The sequence below is a fragment of the Variovorax sp. S12S4 genome (genome assembly GCF_023195515.1).
Classification (GTDB): domain Bacteria; phylum Pseudomonadota; class Gammaproteobacteria; order Burkholderiales; family Burkholderiaceae_C; genus Variovorax.
This window is the reverse complement of the sequence record NZ_JALPKR020000002.1, coordinates 4,822,611-4,840,391: the sequence shown is the minus strand read 5'-3', so window position 1 is coordinate 4,840,391 and position 17,781 is coordinate 4,822,611. Positions and strand designations below refer to the sequence as shown.

At 60.6% G+C, this 17,781-nt stretch carries 18 protein-coding genes and 1 pseudogene; 12 read left to right on the top strand and 7 right to left on the bottom strand.

Annotated elements, in window-relative coordinates; all coding sequences use genetic code 11:
* Positions 1-10 precede the first annotated feature (10 nt).
* Complete coding sequence (locus M0765_RS23735) at positions 11-883, bottom strand: hypothetical protein (protein WP_258506252.1); 873 nt, start codon at positions 881-883, stop codon at positions 11-13.
* A 230-nt stretch (positions 884-1,113) separates the two neighbouring features.
* Here M0765_RS23735 and M0765_RS23730 point away from each other — a divergent pair, with 230 nt between their 5' ends.
* From M0765_RS23730 to M0765_RS23720, 3 genes are all read left to right on the top strand, one after another.
* Positions 1,114-1,431: a hypothetical protein gene (locus M0765_RS23730; RefSeq protein WP_258506251.1), complete on the top strand. Its 318-nt coding sequence runs from the start codon at positions 1,114-1,116 to the stop codon at positions 1,429-1,431.
* Between the two features lie 214 nt (positions 1,432-1,645).
* Positions 1,646-2,344 carry a hypothetical protein gene (locus tag M0765_RS23725; RefSeq protein WP_258506250.1) on the top strand — a complete coding sequence of 233 codons (699 nt, stop codon included), beginning with the start codon at positions 1,646-1,648 and terminating at the stop codon, positions 2,342-2,344.
* A gap of 433 nt (positions 2,345-2,777) precedes the next feature.
* Positions 2,778-3,782 carry a metal-dependent hydrolase gene (locus M0765_RS23720; RefSeq protein WP_258506247.1) on the top strand — a complete coding sequence of 335 codons (1,005 nt, stop codon included), beginning with the start codon at positions 2,778-2,780 and terminating at the stop codon, positions 3,780-3,782.
* 120 nt (positions 3,783-3,902) lie between these two features.
* Here M0765_RS23720 and M0765_RS23715 read toward each other — a convergent pair whose 3' ends face one another.
* The 4 genes from M0765_RS23715 to M0765_RS23700 form a co-directional block, all read right to left on the bottom strand.
* Complete coding sequence (locus tag M0765_RS23715; protein WP_258506245.1) at positions 3,903-4,274, bottom strand: hypothetical protein; 372 nt, start codon at positions 4,272-4,274, stop codon at positions 3,903-3,905.
* Between the two features lie 122 nt (positions 4,275-4,396).
* The gene (locus M0765_RS23710; protein ID WP_258506243.1) at positions 4,397-5,293 is read right to left on the bottom strand and encodes an alpha/beta hydrolase; all 897 of its coding nucleotides are present in this window, start codon (positions 5,291-5,293) and stop codon (positions 4,397-4,399) included.
* 751 nt (positions 5,294-6,044) lie between these two features.
* Entirely contained in the window at positions 6,045-6,632 is a 588-nt protein-coding gene (locus M0765_RS23705) for an ATP-binding domain-containing protein (RefSeq protein ID WP_258506241.1), read from the bottom strand.
* Positions 6,632-7,228, bottom strand: a complete 597-nt coding sequence (locus M0765_RS23700) for a UvrD-helicase domain-containing protein (RefSeq protein WP_342456042.1) — start codon at positions 7,226-7,228, stop codon at positions 6,632-6,634. Before M0765_RS23700 ends, M0765_RS23705 begins: the two co-directional genes overlap by 1 nt.
* Positions 7,229-7,556: 328 nt before the next feature.
* On the opposite strand from M0765_RS23700, the gene M0765_RS23695 reads away from it, so the two are divergent.
* Entirely contained in the window at positions 7,557-9,119 is a 1,563-nt protein-coding gene (locus M0765_RS23695) for a hypothetical protein (protein ID WP_258506239.1), read from the top strand.
* 216 nt (positions 9,120-9,335) lie between these two features.
* Here the strand turns inward: M0765_RS23695 and M0765_RS23690 are convergent, their stop codons facing one another.
* Positions 9,336-9,863: a gamma-glutamylcyclotransferase family protein gene (locus tag M0765_RS23690; RefSeq protein WP_258506237.1), complete on the bottom strand. Its 528-nt coding sequence runs from the start codon at positions 9,861-9,863 to the stop codon at positions 9,336-9,338.
* Between the two features lie 252 nt (positions 9,864-10,115).
* Between M0765_RS23690 and M0765_RS29565 the strand changes: the two are divergent.
* Positions 10,116-10,504: pseudogene (locus M0765_RS29565) on the top strand (acetoacetate--CoA ligase); the annotation flags it as partial.
* 327 nt (positions 10,505-10,831) lie between these two features.
* Here the strand turns inward: M0765_RS29565 and M0765_RS23680 are convergent.
* Entirely contained in the window at positions 10,832-11,122 is a 291-nt protein-coding gene (locus M0765_RS23680; RefSeq protein WP_258506234.1) for a hypothetical protein, read from the bottom strand.
* Positions 11,123-11,291: 169 nt separating this feature from the next.
* On the opposite strand from M0765_RS23680, the gene M0765_RS23675 reads away from it, so the two are divergent.
* The 7 genes from M0765_RS23675 (at position 11,292) to M0765_RS23645 (ending at position 17,675) form a co-directional block, all read left to right on the top strand.
* Positions 11,292-11,777: a hemerythrin domain-containing protein gene (locus M0765_RS23675; protein ID WP_258506233.1), complete on the top strand. Its 486-nt coding sequence runs from the start codon at positions 11,292-11,294 to the stop codon at positions 11,775-11,777.
* 37 nt (positions 11,778-11,814) lie between these two features.
* Positions 11,815-12,063, top strand: coding sequence for a GlsB/YeaQ/YmgE family stress response membrane protein (locus tag M0765_RS23670; RefSeq protein ID WP_258506232.1), 249 nt, complete (start codon positions 11,815-11,817; stop codon positions 12,061-12,063).
* A gap of 24 nt (positions 12,064-12,087) precedes the next feature.
* A complete protein-coding gene (locus M0765_RS23665; RefSeq protein ID WP_258506231.1) occupies positions 12,088-12,423 on the top strand; it encodes a hypothetical protein in 336 nt (111 codons plus the stop codon).
* A 413-nt stretch (positions 12,424-12,836) separates the two neighbouring features.
* A complete protein-coding gene (locus M0765_RS23660) occupies positions 12,837-15,089 on the top strand; it encodes a hypothetical protein (protein ID WP_258506229.1) in 2,253 nt (750 codons plus the stop codon).
* Positions 14,983-15,891 (top strand): ATP-binding protein, encoded by a 909-nt coding sequence (locus M0765_RS23655; protein ID WP_258506227.1) that lies wholly within the window; start codon positions 14,983-14,985, stop codon positions 15,889-15,891. Before M0765_RS23660 ends, M0765_RS23655 begins: the two co-directional genes overlap by 107 nt.
* Before the next feature lie 3 nt (positions 15,892-15,894).
* Positions 15,895-16,956 carry a hypothetical protein gene (locus tag M0765_RS23650; RefSeq protein WP_258506226.1) on the top strand — a complete coding sequence of 354 codons (1,062 nt, stop codon included), beginning with the start codon at positions 15,895-15,897 and terminating at the stop codon, positions 16,954-16,956.
* 104 nt (positions 16,957-17,060) lie between these two features.
* Entirely contained in the window at positions 17,061-17,675 is a 615-nt protein-coding gene (locus M0765_RS23645; RefSeq protein ID WP_258506223.1) for a hypothetical protein, read from the top strand.
* Positions 17,676-17,781: the final 106 nt, after the last annotated feature.

Sequence of the window (17,781 nt, the reverse complement as noted above, 5' to 3'; positions counted from 1 at the left end):
GAAACGCCAGTCAGATACCCCGGGTCCGGATCTTCATGCTCGAGCGACGCAGCGCAAACACGCCCTCGAAGGTCCGGCACCACACGAGCTCCTCCGAACTTGCGATGAGGCGCGCAGGCATCGGATACCCGCCGCCCGGTGCCAGCAGCTCCGTCGAGAAGACGAACTCCCGCTCGGGTTGGGCCTTCGCAGGCGCATCCTTGGTGCCGGCTTCCTCCCGGGCGATGAAGGCCGCAAGCTCGCCGAAGCCCTGCGCAGCCTCCGCAGCGAGCTTGCGCTGAAGGTCCTCCGAGGGCCGGGCCAAGTCGTCGAGGCTGTACGCCGAGGGCAGTTGGTACATGTACAGGCCCGACCACCGGTCAGCCCCGCTGCCGTGTTCGAGCTGGACTGCGGCAGCCGCCCGCAGCCTGCCACCAGGCGATTTGCTGAGGTATAGATAGGGTGTTGCGGCCGTCGCAGCTGTTGAGGCGGTGCCGCTGGCGTCGGTGAGCTCAAGCCCCTGCCGGATCGCCGCATCGAGGAACAACTGCCGCGGTTCGAGCCTGAGCTTGCCCTTCATGCGCGCCGCATCGAGGCCGGTCTGGCTGTCGACCATGCCCACGTTGGCGAGCGCACCCAGCGCACCGAACACCAGGCCGGCCGTCAGGCTGCCGCCCTGGGTCTGCGTGTAGACGATGGTCTTCGCTTCGTCGAGGTGGCGGGTGGCGTGCCGCGGCTCCTCCACGATCGCCGCATGCGCGAGCACGAATGTCGACGGTGCGCCCGTTGCGACGGGGCGATTCCTGTAGCTCGGCGGCGCCACGCAAGCTGTCAGGCCAGCCAGCGCCAGCAGCGCGAACACTCCCAGAGCGCGACGATGCACGCGGGCCTCGAAACCGATCATGGGTTTTTCTCCTCGCTCCGTGGTCTGACAGGCCGCTCTTCGGCGGCGGGCGGATCATAGCCGCCAGATCGTGCGGGACGCGCGCCGCTCCTCGCGAACCGGCTCCACGGGCCTGTCATAGGCACCGCCGCCGAGGCTTTGTCCTGCGCTTGCACGCCTCGCCGGCTGGCACGTGCACACGGTCGCACGGAGATCATTGCTAGCAACCAGCGTGCGAGAAAGGAATGCCAATGACGAAGAGCGTAGAAACTCAGACAGGACAGAGGGACGAGCGCGTTGACGTCGGCGACTTCGTGAATCTGGAAGACAGGGGCACCACGCTGTTCGTGCGGGTCAAGCGTATTGATGGCGAAACATCGGTACCGGTGGCCATTGCGCGCGCCACGCTTGAAGCCTGCTTCGGAGCGGGACCGGGCGAGAAGGATCTCGCTCATGCATACCTGGTCCATCGAGCGGTGATCAACGCCAAGGTGTTGGAGCTCGCGCCAGCCGGCGACGTGTACACGGACGCCAACCCGATGCTTTTGGGAGCGGGCGACTTCGAGTAGCGTGGTTTATCCGTCTTGCCTAGAGCGAGCGGGGAGCGCAGTGAGGCTGATCGTGAAGACGAGCCGTTGAGCCGTAGATCTTGCTCAGTTTGAGCGTCCGTCTCATTGAAGGTCTTCACTCGAACGGTGCGCGACATCACCGGGGAAATCGAGCCGTTGTCCGGTGGCTGGACCTAAAACGTCACAATGCCGTCAGAGCAGCTCCGGGATAGCTGTGCAACAAGTTCAAGGACGGAAGCTCTTTCCTGTCGAATCTCACCTGATGTTCTTCTCTAAGAAGCCTAAAAAGCGATCACCCCGGCTTCTGCAGATCGCAGAGTATCTCGACCTTGTCAGCGGGGGTCTGGTGGGCGCTGAAATTTCGGATGGGGCGAAAGCCGCTGCGCTAGGTCTGGCTCGTGATGTTTGGGGTTCGCTGGGCCTAGGGGACTGGGCCGAAATCGACCCTGCCGCGGTCACCGCATGGCGCAGCAAGGTGAATGGCCATGTTCTTGTTCATGTACCTGCGGTTGCGGACGACTGCTTTCTGATCGTTTTGCTTGGCAGCGAACTGGCCGCGCCGGATTCGTACATCCTGTTTGACGTAGGGGCTGAGTATGTGAGCGCGACGTTCTCATGCCCAGCCCTTGAACTCGCTGGTGCTGCCAATGAAGACGACATTCGCCGAGCCATCCCCGAACTGCCTGGCAAACCCGATCCGTTCGCCGTCTTGGAGCTGCGCGGTGGCACCTACATGCAGGTTTACGCCGATGAACAAGGCTTTCATCTGGAGCATCAATTGGTGACTACCGCGGCGCACTACCGCTGCGTCGACATCGTCGGACCCGACGAAGCGGTTGAGGCATTTCTTTCCTACGCTTTCGGAAACTACGAGTGGGCGTACAAGAGGCGCTGGGAAAGAATCGCTCTATGAAAGCAAGGCTTGCGCTCGGCCGGAACCGGCCCTTCGTTGAGGCCAACCGATAGGAGACTAATGCAGCAACAGGTTGGACATTCGGGACCTATGCCTTCATCGTCAGCTACGCCGTGGTTCTCTTCCTTCTGTGCGCGTTGTTGTTCCCCGATAGCTTGCGAGACTATGAAAGCTATGAAGAGTATTTCTACGCGCGCCGTGCGTGGTTCTTCGGCCTGCTGGCCGCGACCTTCCTGCTGGATGTCGTCGATACCCTGATCAAAGGCGAGGCTCACTTCCAAAAGTTCGCGTCGGGGGCATCATCCCCGTGTGCATGGCCCAAGCTGCGATCCCCGAACCTCACCGCTTCCTTGATGCGCACGTGTGTGTTGATGATGATCCGCCGAGCCGATTTGAAGTCCAGCCGCAACCCACCTTGGGTTAGCCTTGGCCCGTGGACTCCGTTTCTCAAATTGTCTTGGGCGCATCGGTCGGCCTGGCCACCATGGGCCGTCGCACGGCCGCGTGGAAGGCCGCTCTCTGGGGCGGGTTGGCCGGCACATTGCCCGACCTGGATGTGTTGATCGACCAAGGCGACGCCTTGCGAAACATGGTGCTTCACCGTGCGGAGTCGCATTCCCTGTTCTGGCTGACGCTCGCATCGCCCGTGCTTGCCGGATTGCCCGCATTGCTGCACGGCGAGCGAGCCGGATTCCGGCGTTGGTGGCTCGCGATGTGGCTGGCCCTGGTGACGCACCCGCTGCTGGACGCGATGACGGTTTATGGCACGCAGTTGCTGCTGCCGTTCACCAACTACCCCTTCGGGGTGGGCAGCATTTTCATCATTGACCCGCTCTACACACTACCGTTGCTGGCTGGCGTAGTCCTCGGTGTGACGCGCCGCCAATGGCGGGGCCTGCCATCGGTGCATGCGGGCCTTGTGCTGTCGACTGCCTACCTGGCGTGGAGTGCGGCTGCGCAATGGCACGTGCGCACCATGGCGCAGGAGTCGCTCGCCGGGGAGGCCCAGCCAGCCGCAATACTGGTCACTCCAACACCCTTCAATACATTGCTGTGGCGCATCGTGGCCATGCGACCGGACGGGAGCTACGACGAGGGCTTCCGCTCGCTACTGGACGGCTCCCGGCCGATCCAATGGGCGCGTTTCGCCGCGCCGCCGGTGTCCGCGGCCGTGAGCACGCTGCCGCCTGTACAACGGCTCGCGGCGTTCTCGCACGGCTTCTACAAGGTGCATGCACGCGGCGGACGGGCATGGGTCACGGACTTGCGCATGGGTCAGGAGCCGAACTACAGCTTCTCGTTCGTCGTGGCACAGGAGCAAGGCGGGGAGTGGCGTCCCGTAGTTCCGCGCAACGAGGGGTCGCGAGGAGACGTGCGGCTGGGACTGGCGTGGGTCTGGGAGCGAATGTGGGGTTCGAACGTCCCAGCCCCAAGGTGAGGCGCTGAAGATGCCCGAATGCTCTTCATTGACGCAGTTTCTGCAGCTCAAGCAGGGCTGGCCTGGATCGACACACTGAAGGACTTCTCGGAAGACCTTCACGGATCGGCACCACCAACATCAATCGCGATCCTCGTAGTAGCGGCGGTACTGCTCGCGTTCCCATTGCTGGCGACGCCACTCACGGCGCTCCGCGCGGCGCTCTTCCCAGCGTTGCGCGCGGCGCTCCTCCCAACGAGAGCCAGGTTCGTAGTAGACAGGTGCCGGTACGGAGTAAACCGGCTGCGCAGGCTGGTAGTAGGTCGGGGCCGGCCTCGAGTAGACAGGCGCCGGCTCGTAATAGACCGGTGCGGGTTCGCTCACGACCACGCCGGGTAAGTTGATCCCAATGGACCAGTTGGTGCCCGCATTGGCCGATGCGGCGGTGAACAAGGCTGCGGCGGCAACGAGACTTGCGGCACCCAACTTGAGAGCGGCTCGGGAAAAAGTCATTTCAACTCCTGAGGGCGAGAAATAGCCCTGACGCTCAACCAACGCCTTGCCGTGCGGTGCCGCGTACATCGCGATGGTGAAGAACGTTCACAAATGTCACACAGCCAATGAAACCAAGAGCCTTACCCGGCGACGTACCGCTCCAAAAATGCAATCTGATCACGCACCACCTCTTCGAAAAGATCGTGGTAGACATCGAAGTGACCGCCGTGATAGCGCCTCACTTCGCCGCTCGGCGCGCGCCCGCCGACCCAAGCCTGGAACGCGGGGTTGGCATAGACATCCTCTTCGGCGATGGCGACGAGCACGGGAGCCTTGATTCGTTCGGCAGTCCCGTCGCGATAGCGGGGCGGCGCCAGATAGAAGCGTGGCGTGAATTCGTTGCGCCAGGTCGGGCTTCCTTGGACCAGGGCATGAAATCTCTCCAGCAGCGCGGGTTCGGTGAATATCGCGAGCTCGCCAGGTTGGCCGAACACCTTCACATAGCAGGGAGACAGTCCGAGCAATCCCCGAAGCCCGTCCCATGCGGCTGCGGCAAGCAGCCTCGCGACTGTCGAGGACGGAATCGCGATCGTTGCCCGCGCCTCCTTGCGTACGAAGTCGAGTCCGGGAACCTGCGCGATGACTGCGGCGACCCCGGGATCGCGAGAGGCAATGTCGATAACGTGACCTCCGCCCAATGATGTGCCCCAGAGCGCGATCCGCCCCGTGTCGATGTTTGCCTGGGCGCGGACAAAGCGAAGAGCGGCCATGATGTCCTGCCGCTGCCGACGGACGCTGATGAGCTGCCGCGGGCGCCCCTGGCTTTCACCAAAATGGCGATAGTCGAACGTGAAAGCCGCGATTTCCGCTAAAGCAAACCTTTCGGCAAATTGCGGCAGCATCCAGTCCATGGTCCCAGAAAAGCCGTTGCACAGAACGACGCACGGCAACGGCGCCCTCGGCTTCTCGGGCCAGTAGAAGCATCCCGCGCATTCCACGCCCCGCGACTCGAAAGTGACCCGCACACGCTCGATCATTTGCGCCTCGTTCTCCAGTCAAGCAGTGAAAGGTGAGGGCGTGGCGGTCCGCCGCCCCTCGACGTATGGCACGCCCGCTTCGAGCCAAGCTACGGCCAACTCAGGCCGAAATGGAGTAGGGCGATCCAAGCCTGACATCACGACCTCCGAGCCGAGGCAAGTTCCAGCACGTATTCTGAGAGCGGCGATGCCGGGCCATTATTCGTCCGCATGCATCATCGAGGAATAGAGTTCCGCGACCCTTTCCACGGTGAAACAGCTGAGCGGCTCGCGAGCTCCAAAGGACGGCATTCCCTCATGGATGTCGTTGCACGTGGCGCATTTGAAAGTAAATGGCATGTTGTGGGCTGGTTGCATACCTATGGGTCTCCGGCTGACTGCGGCCGCTACCTTGAGTGAGGAGGGACCTGAAGTCGCACGACGAATAGACAGCTCCGTCTATTTGCAGAAATGTGTTCGTTAGCGATCATTGGCAAGTCGTTGATTTATAACGGTTGATTCGGTTTTTAAAGAACACGCTTTTGGCCTACCAGTTCGCAGAAAAGTGTTCGCGAAATCTCACTTCGTAAATTGTGTTCGCGAGATCTACGCAGCTGTCAGGCTCTTCATTTCGCCGGGTCTGGTGTTCTTGCCGCATGTGTATGAATCTGCTGCATTGCGCCGCTGTTTCCGCGATGGGTTTGGCGTTGCCCGGCTCCTCGTCACATGCTCACAGGTGCTTTTTCTGGTGTTGCGAAAAACGCCTTGCAAGTTATCTCTTTGGCGTTTCAGGCGCGGGTGTCAAGAGCGCTGTGGGGGAGCAGATCACCAGCTTCCTACTGCCGCGCGTCAAGGCAACGTAGAGATGGCGGCGGTTCAGCTTGTGTGGATCTAAAAGCAGCGCGACATCGGTCTCCAGTCCCTTCAGGAGAAGTGTGCTTCCGATGGCACGACGGGGAACGGATCTCGGCATGTGCCGATTCCGCTCACGTGCCTTGATGGCCGCTTCCAAGAATGTTCCACCCCGATGAGCAGCTTCTAGGGCATTGACGCACAGCTTAAAAACCTCGGGCCGGAACTTTCTCACTTCCGATGCGTTCCGAAAATCGTTCAACATGCGCGCTGCAGCGCCGAAGTCTCGCTGGTTGGAAAACGCTAGGGCCGAATGCTCAAGGGCGCTGGCCGGGGTGCGCGAAAGCTTGCTTTGATGGGATGCCACTCGTTTAAGCAGCTGCGACGCTGATAGGCCCGTCATCATCTCTGAAGCAAACTCGACCAAGGTCTCGAGCGCCTTCGAATGGGTCGGATCGAAGTTCCGTGCGAAGGTGATGAAATCCTTGACGTCCAGAGCCTCTACCATCAGCGCGCCTGGCGTTCTACTTGCCGCATCGAGCTGGCCCTCTTGTTGGAACTGTCAAGAATGACCGCGACCGATCCGCCGTGTACAGGAGACTTGGACTGAGCCGCCTTCATTCGCTGCCTGTGATTTTCGTCCTCGTTGCCCGAGAGCTCGATCCATACGACCTCTGATGGTGCCGCGGCAAGATCAATTGGTTCTTCATCCAACAGGTCACGACGGACCTTGAGCAACCACTGTCCAAGTTCGGGAGCGGATGCGTTCTCCCATCGCCACGGTCTCGACAGCCGGCCAAGAGGCGGAAACGCGGTTTGAACATCGGACTTCCAACGGACGGTGGGGCCGTTGAAGTCAAAGATGGCTTGGAGAGGATCTCCCAGCACAGTCACCGGCAGCACATTGGAAAGGGAAACGACGAGAGCGTGCCGGAGCATGTCGCAGTCTTGATATTCGTCGACCAACACGCGGGAGTAAGTTGCACGCAATGCTATGTCCGGATGTTTCGCGTTCAGAAGACCGACCGTGGCCTCCCGGATCTTTCGGTAGTCATCGCCGCCCCTTTCGACGCGCAGAACGGTATTCGACAGACCGCTTCGCATAGGAAAGCGTTGACCTAGCCGCATGGCCCAACTGTCCAATGTCGCGACTCGGTACGCGGCGCTCGGCACTTTGGAGCGGCGCAGCCGTTGTTCCAGCGCCGCTCGTCCCGCATTCGTGTGGGTCGGGTTTCTACACAGTGCCACAGATCGCCGAAATGTTGGGCGTTGGTCCTGGTGCAGTCCGGGGTCCGCTGTGTAGAGCTGGGCTGCTGTCGGGAACGTACCTACGCTAAGGTGAGACATACAGGTGGACAGGGCACCGCGGCCATGTAACGATCTGTCTTTCCCTACCGTTCGCCGCCTCTTGGTGAACATATCAGAGGCGCTCATGGCACTGTCCGATAAGAAGCTAAATCAACTACGCCGAAAAATCACTGAAGGCCTGCGAATTCAGCGAGATACAAGCGAGCCTGTGCCGTATATGGACTCGGCAAATGTTGTGGGCGACGTGTGCTCCAAACAAAATCACACAATCTTCGCGAGACGAGGATGTGGGAAAACCTTGCTACTTCATCATTCGACAACACAACTGGCAAAAACCAAGACACGCTCGGTGTACCTTAACTGCGAGGATTTCAAAAGACATTCCTTTCCCAATGTTCTTATTGAAATATTGGACGCTCTCTTTCGTGAGCTGGAAAAACATTTGCATGGATGGTTCGGGAGAAGCAAGGCATCAAAACTTGTCGTGCAAAATATTCGAGCTGAACTCGCTTCGCTCCGCTCGAAGGCAGATGTTCAAGACGAAACTCTGAAGGCCACCAGTACAACCGGAATTACAGACAAGGTAGAGGCCGGGGTAGGAGGCAAGCTCGACTTTGCTCAGTTCAACTTGAGCGGGAGCAATTCGGTTCAGCAAACACAGCAAACCGAGCGAAGTTTCTCACTACGTAGCGAGAAGCTTAAGGAACTCGACGTTTGGCTGCCGCGTCTCAAAGAGCAAGTGCGCGAAGTGTTTGAACGTTCGTCGACCGTCACAGCTGTATTTTTGCAAATCGACGACCTCTATCATTTAAAAAAGTCCGACCAACCATTCGTGATCGACTATATACATCGCCTCTGCAAGGATCTACCTCTGTATTTTAAAATCGCGACCCTGCGTCATGCATCGTCGTTGTATATGGATTTGGACAATCAGCCAATTGGGGCTCAGGAGCGTCACGATTATCAACCGATTAATATTGACTATACATTTGCCGATTTTCCTAAGACCAGAGAGCAAAATAGAAAAATTCTGAACGAATTCGGAAAAGCAGTTGGAATTTCCGCCGGTGATATTGGGTCTTTGTTTAAAGGCGCTGGGTTTGATCGACTTGTAATGGCGGGCGGCGGAGTACCGCGAGATACTTTATCGCTGTTTTTAGAGGTTCTCAGCACTACCCAATCCGAAGGAAACGATAAAATCGGCAAGGACGATGTTCGGCTAATGAGTAAATCAAATTTTGAAAAACGAATTGAAGAGCTCAAACAAGACTCGGAAGGCGGGGAGCAGGACGTTTTGATGCGTGGCATCTACGTCATTAGAGAGTTTTGCCTATCGAAGGGAACCAACGCGTTTCTAGTCTCTGAAAAGTCGCTTCAACAGAACGATAATTTTCGACACCTGATATATCGACTTCTCGACTACAGAATCATTCATAGCACTGCGTCTGCTCTTACCCATAAATCGCAAGCCGGAACTTTTCAGGGTTTTGTTGTAGATATCGGCTGCTACGCACATCTTCGCAAGTTGGACGGGCGATTTTCGGAATTGGATGTTTCGGCTGATGCCGCCAAAGACCAGCTGAGATCAGCTCCAATTTTGGATGAGGGCGATTTCAAATCTTTGTTTGCGAACGCTCCTGCCAACGTAGAGGGCGCGCTGTTGGCAGATGATCCTGTTGAGGCGTGACGCGGGGGTAGGCGCCTGAGCCGCCTTACGCTCGGGCAGCATCCAAACTCTCGCTGCTCGAGGGCTTGGCCGTCATAGATCGGTAGTTCTACGCGTTCTTATGTGCGAGCCGATTCCCTGCAGAGTCGAAAAGTACTGATTTCGACGTGACGGACTTTTGGCATGACCTCTTTCCAAGATGCAACTTGCAGAATTCACCGTCCGTACGGGGCACACCTACCTACGTCGGTCGTGGATGGCGGTTTCCTGATGATGGCGTTCGTGATCTGGATCGATTTCAGCGGCAACGGCTTCAAGCGCTTCAATGTACGCGGTGGGCAGCCCGTGCTCTCTCGCGCCAGCGACAACGTGCGCTCTGTACCAAGTCCACGGCACCAGAGAAGCATCCGTGTTGGTCGCGAAGTACGTTAAAGCCTGGACTATCTTTCCTTGGAGGTCCACCTCCACACTCTTCTCTTGATAACCGAAACCCAGGCCTTCGAAACGATCAAGCGCGGACTTTTCGAGGGCTTTGATTTCATACAGCACCCCGTACACCGACGCATCAAAAGCATCGCTGACGATGACGTCGCACTTTCCAGAACCGTCCTTCTTGCTGATCTTGTGCCAGCGAAGTTGATGCCCCGCCAGACGGGCTATACCCATTGCACGTGCGGATGGCACCCGGCCTTGCAGACGGTGCGTGGACATATTTGAGCCGTACGCGAAGTACGTCAAGACGGCGGAATGGTCGAGTTCATTCATCTTCAAAAATCCAACAGGTGGCGGGGTGTTTGCAAGAGGAGTCGTTGCTGACACGCTGATGCGAAGCGTGGACGCCTGTCCCTCTGCTCTCGTTCTGGTGGCGCCTGGATTGTGTATTCAAAACTGGTCCGAGAGTTCACAGGGGCGCCGCGGAAACGTCGGCGGTTTTTGCCACGACATTGACGCGACGCTTGAGTGATGAACATTAGGGTGCGTCGTCAGACCGCTGGCTTGGACCCGCAAGTGCGGACATCCGTCGGCGCGGTCTGGTCGCTGTGCTCCCCGGAGATGGGGCTCGCCAGTGTCCAGGACCGATTCCGGCAGATCGAGCCCAAGGTTCTGGTGGCCGTCGACGGCTACCGGTTCGGCGGCAAGCCATACGACCGCCGGGCGCCGCTCGACGATATCCTCGGCGCGCTGCCGACGGTGAGCGGCATCGTCTGGATTCCGCATCTCGATTCGCAGCGCGCATGCCCGCGCAGGTGGCGGCGCGCACGACGGTGCTCTGGGAAGAGGCGCTCTCGACATCATCGCAAGCGCAGCCGGCGCCGCTACCGGCCGACAACCCGCTCTGGATCCTCTACTCCTTGGACACGACGCGCCTGCCCAAGGCGATCGTCCACGGACACGGCGGCATCCTGGCCGTCGTACATGGCGCTGTTCGTCCAGCTGCGGCCGGGTACCGCGTTAGACGCGGAGCTGGAGGAACGGATCCGGCGTGCGTTGCGCACGGCCTTAAGCGCCCGCCATGTGCCCAACGAAATCCTCCAGGTTCCCGGGGTGCCCAAGACCATCATCGGCAGGAAGCTGGAGCTGGCCGTCAAGAAACTCCTCCTCGGCCACGCACCGGAAAAAGTCATCAACCGCGATGTGCTGGCCGAACCTGGATGCATCGATTGGTATGTGGCCTTCGCCCGGGACTTGGGCGGCCGGCTCGGCGGGGGCGGCTCGTAGCGACCCCGGCGCGGCTAGTTCCCGTTTCGGATGCGCTTGCCGATACGGCGGATGTACCAGCCGGCCCATGCCAGCATCAGGCCCACGTACAGGAGCGCCATGGCGGCCGCAGGCGCCCAGCCCGGAATCGACGACGTCAGCCCCGCCAGCATCGATTCCCGTGGCAGCCGGACCATGCTCCAGATGACGATCAGCGGGATCACGCCGAAGATCGCGGCTGTCCATCCGAGCCACCAAAGCTCGCGCCCTCGCTCGCGCATCGCCGTGCCGTCGTAGCCGAACTTGCCCGCGAGCCATTCATCCATGGGTGCTCCTTCTTTGACCCGAAGGATAACGAAGAGCGGTGCTGCAAGGAACAGACGGCCGCGCGGTCCGGCTCTGGCAGCGAAGTCTCTCTGCGCGCAGTGGCCGCGTCCTACGTGCTCGCGAACCAGTGCAAGGCAACGTCGGGCCCTCACACACACAGGAGCCAAGATGCCCACGACCCGTGCCCCCGCAGATGCATGCACCCTTCTCGACGCGGATCACCGCAAGGTCAAAGCCATGTTCAAGGACTATGAAGCCTTGACCAAGTCGCGCGCCGCGAGCGCCGCGCAGAAGAAACGCGACCTTGCCAACGAGATCTGCATGGAGTTGACGATTCATGCGCAGATCGAAGAAGAGATCTTCTATCCGGCGCTGCGCGAAGCCATCAAGGACACGGACCTGCTCGATGAGGCCGAGGTGGAACACGCCGGTGCGAAGGACCTGATCGCACAAATCCAGGCGGCGGCGGAAGTGGACGACATGTTCGACGCCAAGGTCACGGTCCTCGGCGAGTACATTGATCACCATGTCAAGGAAGAACGCAACGAGATCTTTGTGAAGGCTCGCGCCGCACGCAAGCTGGACCTGGTTGGCATGCGCGACCTTCTCACGGCGCGCAAGGAAGAACTGATGGGCGAAATGGCCGTCGCCTGAGCCGCCTCACATTCACTAGTCTTTCAGCAGGAATCACATGGGAATCATCTGGACCATCCTCATTGGCTTCATCGCCGGACTGGTCGCTCGTGCATTGTTGCCAGGCAAGCAGGCCATGGGTTTCATCCTGACCGCCGTGCTGGGCATCGTCGGCTCTCTGCTTGCCACATATCTCGGGCAAGCGATGGGGTGGTACACCGCAGGGGCAGGCGCTGGGTTCATTGCCTCCGTTCTCGGAGCGATCGTGGTCCTGGTCATTTACGGTTTGGTCGTGAGTCGTCGCTGACCATCTCAGTCTGCGCCGCTCTGCGTGGCAGGCTCGCTGGCTGAAAAGACAAGAGCTCGCTGCGGCGGCGCGAGAAGTCCGGCGGCCAGTGAGCCGCCGACAGCCCGGCAAGCGGGCTGTTTCCTCGCCAGACCAACATTCCCGAATGCGCTGATCAAACAAGCGAATTGCTTGTTCAAACAGCGTTTGCTCACGCGGTTTGTCGCCATTCGACAAAACCTAATTGACAGTCGCTATATCAATTTATACGGCAACTCCGAATTAAACCTATTCGACAACTCAATTGAGGGGTGCGCCGGATTCTCTCCGGTTGTCACGCGTGCGTTGTCCGCGCGCAAATCGCGCGGACAGTTGCAATGAGGGAGTTTTTGAGCTTGAATGACCGAATCTTCAACAACGGTCCAGGCTCGATCATGTAAATCGCAAAGAAACCCCCGCGCTGTTAGCGCAGCGCGGGAGCATCCGGTTGGCAATCCACTTCGACAAGTGTTGCTTTGAACAATACGCCTCAAAAAGCGTGTCGTCAAGGGCGGGGGAGATGCTTTTCCGGAGTTTTTGCAATTCTTGAGTGGCCGGCACACACCATGTCACCTGCAAGCTCTCTGCATCAGTTCAGTAATGTTCAAACCCTGTTCGACGCCTCGGGCGTCATGGGTCATTCCCCTCCCGGCGCGGAGCTGCATCGGCCCCCGCTCAGTGCGAAGGCCTGTTTGGTTCCTGCAGGCGCAGGAGTGGGGGGGCCGGAGGCTGTCCCATTTCATACCGGACGCCACTTGGTCGGGATCACGGACCAGCATGACTTCAATCTCGCCCATTGGCCAGATCTGGAAGTGAGCGGGCTCAGTCAGAAAAAGCTCGATACCTACCTGAGCCGGAAAAACGGCATTCGCCTCTATATCGAAGGGGCCGACCACGAAGCAATCAGGGCCGCGTCCGGCGTCGGCGTTCGTTGGATCGAACGGCTGATTCGTCGGTGCATGAAAATCCACTCGGACGGGAGGATTTACGGCTGGAGAGCGTTGGTCCGGTACTACCGGATCGAACCCTATGTGCGCAAGAAGAAAGTCCAGCCGGACCCATTTGGCCGGGGTTGCGCCGGAAGCCTGCAATCCTTGTTGCTTCGCGAGCCGGATTTCGAGCGGCGGTTCCGCAAATATATTTTTCAGCCCGCATCGCCCGGCAAGCTCAAGCAAATCAACAAACCCCTCAACGTAATCTGGCAATGGTTTCTGGCTGAATTGCGCAAACTCGGGTATGAGGTTCGCAACGAGTGGCCGTTTTCGACGCGGTCCATGGGCTACTCGGCGGTGGCGCGGTATCTGGAGCAGTTGATGCGGGCTAATCCCGCGAAAGCCGCGCACCTGATCGGCGGCAAATCCCTGGCCGACAAACTCAAGGCGGGCGACGGCGTGGATCGGCCGAAGTTCCGGCCGTATCAGCGCGTCGAGATGGACGCTCACAAGCTGAATGGAATTTTCTGCATCCTGGTTCCGCATCCGCTGGGCGGCCATACCCCGAAGATCGTTCGGCGCCTCTGGGTGATCGTCATCGTCGAGATCTACAGCCGCGCAGTGCTCGGCTACTACCTGAGCATGAACCCGGAAGTCGACAAACAAGACGTGCTCCGCGCGATCAAGTCCGCCTTGACCTTCTGGGAATCCAGGGAACTGTCGATGGGCAACGTCCGCTATGCAGACGACGCAGCGCTGCCTTCGGGGCATGACGAGCGCTACATGGGCCTTTGCTGGGACGAGATGAGCGTGGACGGGGCGCTGGCGGAGACGTGCAAAACAGTCACGGACGCGCTGCGCAATGTCGTGGGCTCGACGCTGGTGGATCCTTCGCGCGGCTTTGCATCACGGCGGCTGAAGGATGACAGGCCCTTCATCGAAAGCTTCTTCCGTACCTTGGGTGTGCGATCGCTCAATCGCATGACGAATTCGACCGGAAGCAAGCCGTCCGACAAGAAGGGACGCGATCCTGCGCAGGTCGCGATCGCCAGCGAGTTCCAGCTCGAGTACCTGGAGGACCTGCTGGATGTGCTGATCGCGAACTACAACGCGACGGCGCACGCCGGGCTGGGTTACCGCTCGCCGCTGCAGGCGCTGGATTTTGCGACGACCCGCGACGAGGCACCACCGATCCGCCGCGCGGACCCGCATCTGGTGAGCGGCCTGTTGAGCGTGACCAAGCTGTGCGTGGTCAAAGGCGGCCACCGCGAAGGGCGCCGGCCCTTCGTCAACTTTTTTGGCGCGAGCTATAGCGGCGAAATCCTGATCGGACGCCACGACCTCGTGGGCACGAAGATCGCCGTGACGAACCATCTGGAGGATGACGCACGGTTTGTCAAGGCAGCAACGGCCAGTGGGCATTCGCTGGGTCTGCTGCGCGCGGCAGCACCTTGGAACGGCCTGCCGCATTCGCTCGCGATCCGCAAAGCCGTGCAAGCTTTGATCCACGACCACAGGTTCCGCGTCGCGGCCGGCGAGGATCCTATCTCGGCGTTCATCAACTTCGCAGAATCCGCACCTGGGCGCAAGTTGCCGCCTCATCCGGCCTACCTGGCCATGCGTCGGATCAAGACCGCGCTGGCGCGTCGCGGTGAAGATGCCAACCCTTTGATCCACACGGCACTGGCCCGGGACCGCTTGGACGAAGAGCGCGAGTCTCGCGCGGAAGCAAACGACGGGGGACCGGGCGTTCCACCGCCTGCACCAGCTGCAGGGCGTCGCCAGCGCCCCCTTGCAACCCGGCCCCCGCGCCAAAGAGCCTGCCCATGCACCGCATGGCCGCAAGCAAGTAGGCGCGCCATGTCCGGTCTGCTTGACAAACACCTCGACAGCCCGTTGCCCCGGCATGTCGACAGCAACCATCCGATCCTGCAGCAGCAGTATGCCGTCCACACCCCCGATCGAGGGCATGGCCCGCACGCTGGGCGACTGGATCGCCCGCAAAAAGACGGGCGGCAGCATCTACGGACCGTCCCGCTTCGGCAAAAGCAAGGGCATGCGCTGGCATCTGCTTGATCTTCTGCAGCAGCGATTCGGCAGAGCCATCCCCCTGCACATGTGGTCCCGCGTTCCGGGAATCCAGAAAAGCCCGACCGAGTTCTGGAAAGCCTTGTTGGTGGCGACCGGCCACCGGTACGCGAACGACCGGCATACCTGTGCGAAGCGCCATACCATGTTTGCGGAGCACCTCATGTCGACCGCGAAGGCCTGCGGCAGCAATTTCGTGGCGCTCCTGATCGATGAGGCGCAATCGATGACGCTCGAGGAGTGGAACTGGATTCTCGGGCTGCAGAACCTGCTGGATGATCAGCAACATCGTCTCAGCGTGTATACGGTCTCGTCGCATCAGATGGGCTACCACTACGAGCTGATGTCCCACTCCGATCACGCGCACGTCGCCGCCCGGTTCATGGTTGCTCATGCGCCGTTTTCGGGCCTGACCTGCGAAGAGGAAATCAAGTTCGTTCTGGAGGGCTACGACTTCGCGAGCGAATGGCCCAAGCGCTCGGGGGTGTCCTATCTGGCGCACTTCGCGCCCGAGGCGTATGCGCGCGGCGAACGTCTGGCCCACTGCGCCCCCACCGTCTGGCGCGTGATGAACGCGCTGCTGCCGCGGGACTATGGCGGCGAACCCAACTTCCCCATGCAGCATCTGGCGCTGTCGGTGGAGATGATCCTGCTCAACCTGGCTCACGGTGAAGACTGGGAAGACGTGACAGGTGAGGAGGCCTGGCTGGAAGCGTTCGTGGAAAACGCGTTCACCGATCACATGCGCCTGATTTCGGCGGAGCTCCCCCGGCGCCGCAAGGTTGCGTAGTCCATGACCACGATGGCAACAACGGGGGCCTTCGGCCCCGTCGCCGGCGAACGCCGGCTCAGTCGTGACCGGCGGTTTCGGCGCGTGGCCTGGACGCGCGGCAGCATCGCGCCGTACACCTCGACGTGGATCGTCATCCAACGATTCATGGTTCTGAACCAGCCAAGTCCACAGTCGTTCGAGGCTGATTTCATTCGCAACGATGCCAGCGGCATGGCGATGTCCCTGGACTGTTCGGTGCGCCCGGAGCGATCGCTGCGGCTGTCGCGGTTCTGCCGCGTAACCGGCGAAGATGCCGGATCCTTGCAGGGGTCACAGGTGGGGCACTACCCGGAAAGCCTCTGGCCACTGTTCGGCCGGTTCGTGGTCTGGTGTCCGGCGTGCCTGGCCGAAGGGTTCCACAGCGTACTGTTCTCGCTGTGCGGCCTTCAGCAATGCCCCGTGCACAACCTGCCCTTGGAATATCGGTGTCGCTGCGGGCTGACCATTCCCCACGGAAAGCTCGGCAGTCCGTTCCGGTCGCCAGGTTGCTGCCGATGCGGCCGCGTGTTCCTCGAAGCCGCGGCCGCAAGGGCGCCAAAGCCCAATCCGGCCCGCGACGCCGTGCTGGGGGAACTCGCGGATTGGCTGCTGGGTGCGGGCAGCCGGTTTTGTTTCGATCTGCGCGAGCCTTGGTCGATCTACCCTGGCATTGAGCGCTACATGGCCCACGCCCGGCATTGGGCCCAGGTGCTTGCGGTACCCACCCCCCAGCTCGCTGGAACAGCGCGGGTGTTCCCGAGCTTTGCAGCGAAGGTTGGGCGTGTTCGTCGCATGGGTTCGGCGGAGAAGCGGTGCGCGTGCGGCATGACATTCCGGAAACTCCGGATTTCGAAGCTGCCTGTGCGATCTTCAAGGCGATCAAGCGTTATCTGCTGCGGCGTGTGCTACACAGACAGGCACGGCGATGGGCCGACGCATTCGCCCGGTCCTCGGACGAAGCCTGGATCCTTCGTCATCTGCGGACGGTTCCGGCATCGCAAGATGCGTGGTGCTTGCTGCTGTGGTGGCAGTCGTGCGTCTTGAGCGTGGGCCTGCGCGACTGGTTCCGGCGCCGGTCGTACGAGATGCCCCCTTCATGGAATGGAGACCCTTTCGCTGGCTTTGCGCCCGACAGGTCCTCGCATCCGTTGCATCTGGTGTTCGGGAGAACCGGGCGGCGATGGCTTCTGCAATGGACGACTGCCGGCAGCTTGCTGATGCTCTGGGCTGCTGCGCGCAAAGCCGCAGCGGCGGCGGTGGCGCAGGGCGGGCTGATCTGGGGGCACGGCGTGGTCGGCGAACGTGTGGTCCCGGCCTGGAGTGCCGCAAGCAACCGCGCCGGAAAGTTGGCGCTGTGCATGGATGCTCCGCAGATGCCCTGCTGGAGTGCGCGCGCAAGCACAGACAAGGCGGCGAGGGTGCGGCGGGCGCAGGAACAGGCCGGCGAGCGGCGCGCTCATCTCGCGTCGCAGTGCGCGCCGGATTGCGCCTGGTACGACCACGAAGCGACAACCTGGACTGACGGGCCAAGGCTCGATATCACCGGGACAGCCGATGCACGGAAGCGGCATCTCCTCGGCGAGACGCGTTGCTTCTTCATGATTGCGCGGTTGCCGCACGCCGACGGTGAGCGGTTCGCCGCGCAAAGCCTGTCGCATCCCGTGGCAGCCATTGCTAACTCGTCCGCCGGCGCGATCCATGGTCTGCGCATGGCGCTGGCACGGTGGAAAGAAGAGGGCGGTCCCTTGCGGGGTAAGAGGTGACAGGAATGCGAGGTGCCCGGTGAGCAGCCTCAGGAAATGAAATCCAGACCGCTGCACCGCGGTCATTTCGCCTTCCTGCGCGCGGTGCTGCAGGGGGCAGATTCCG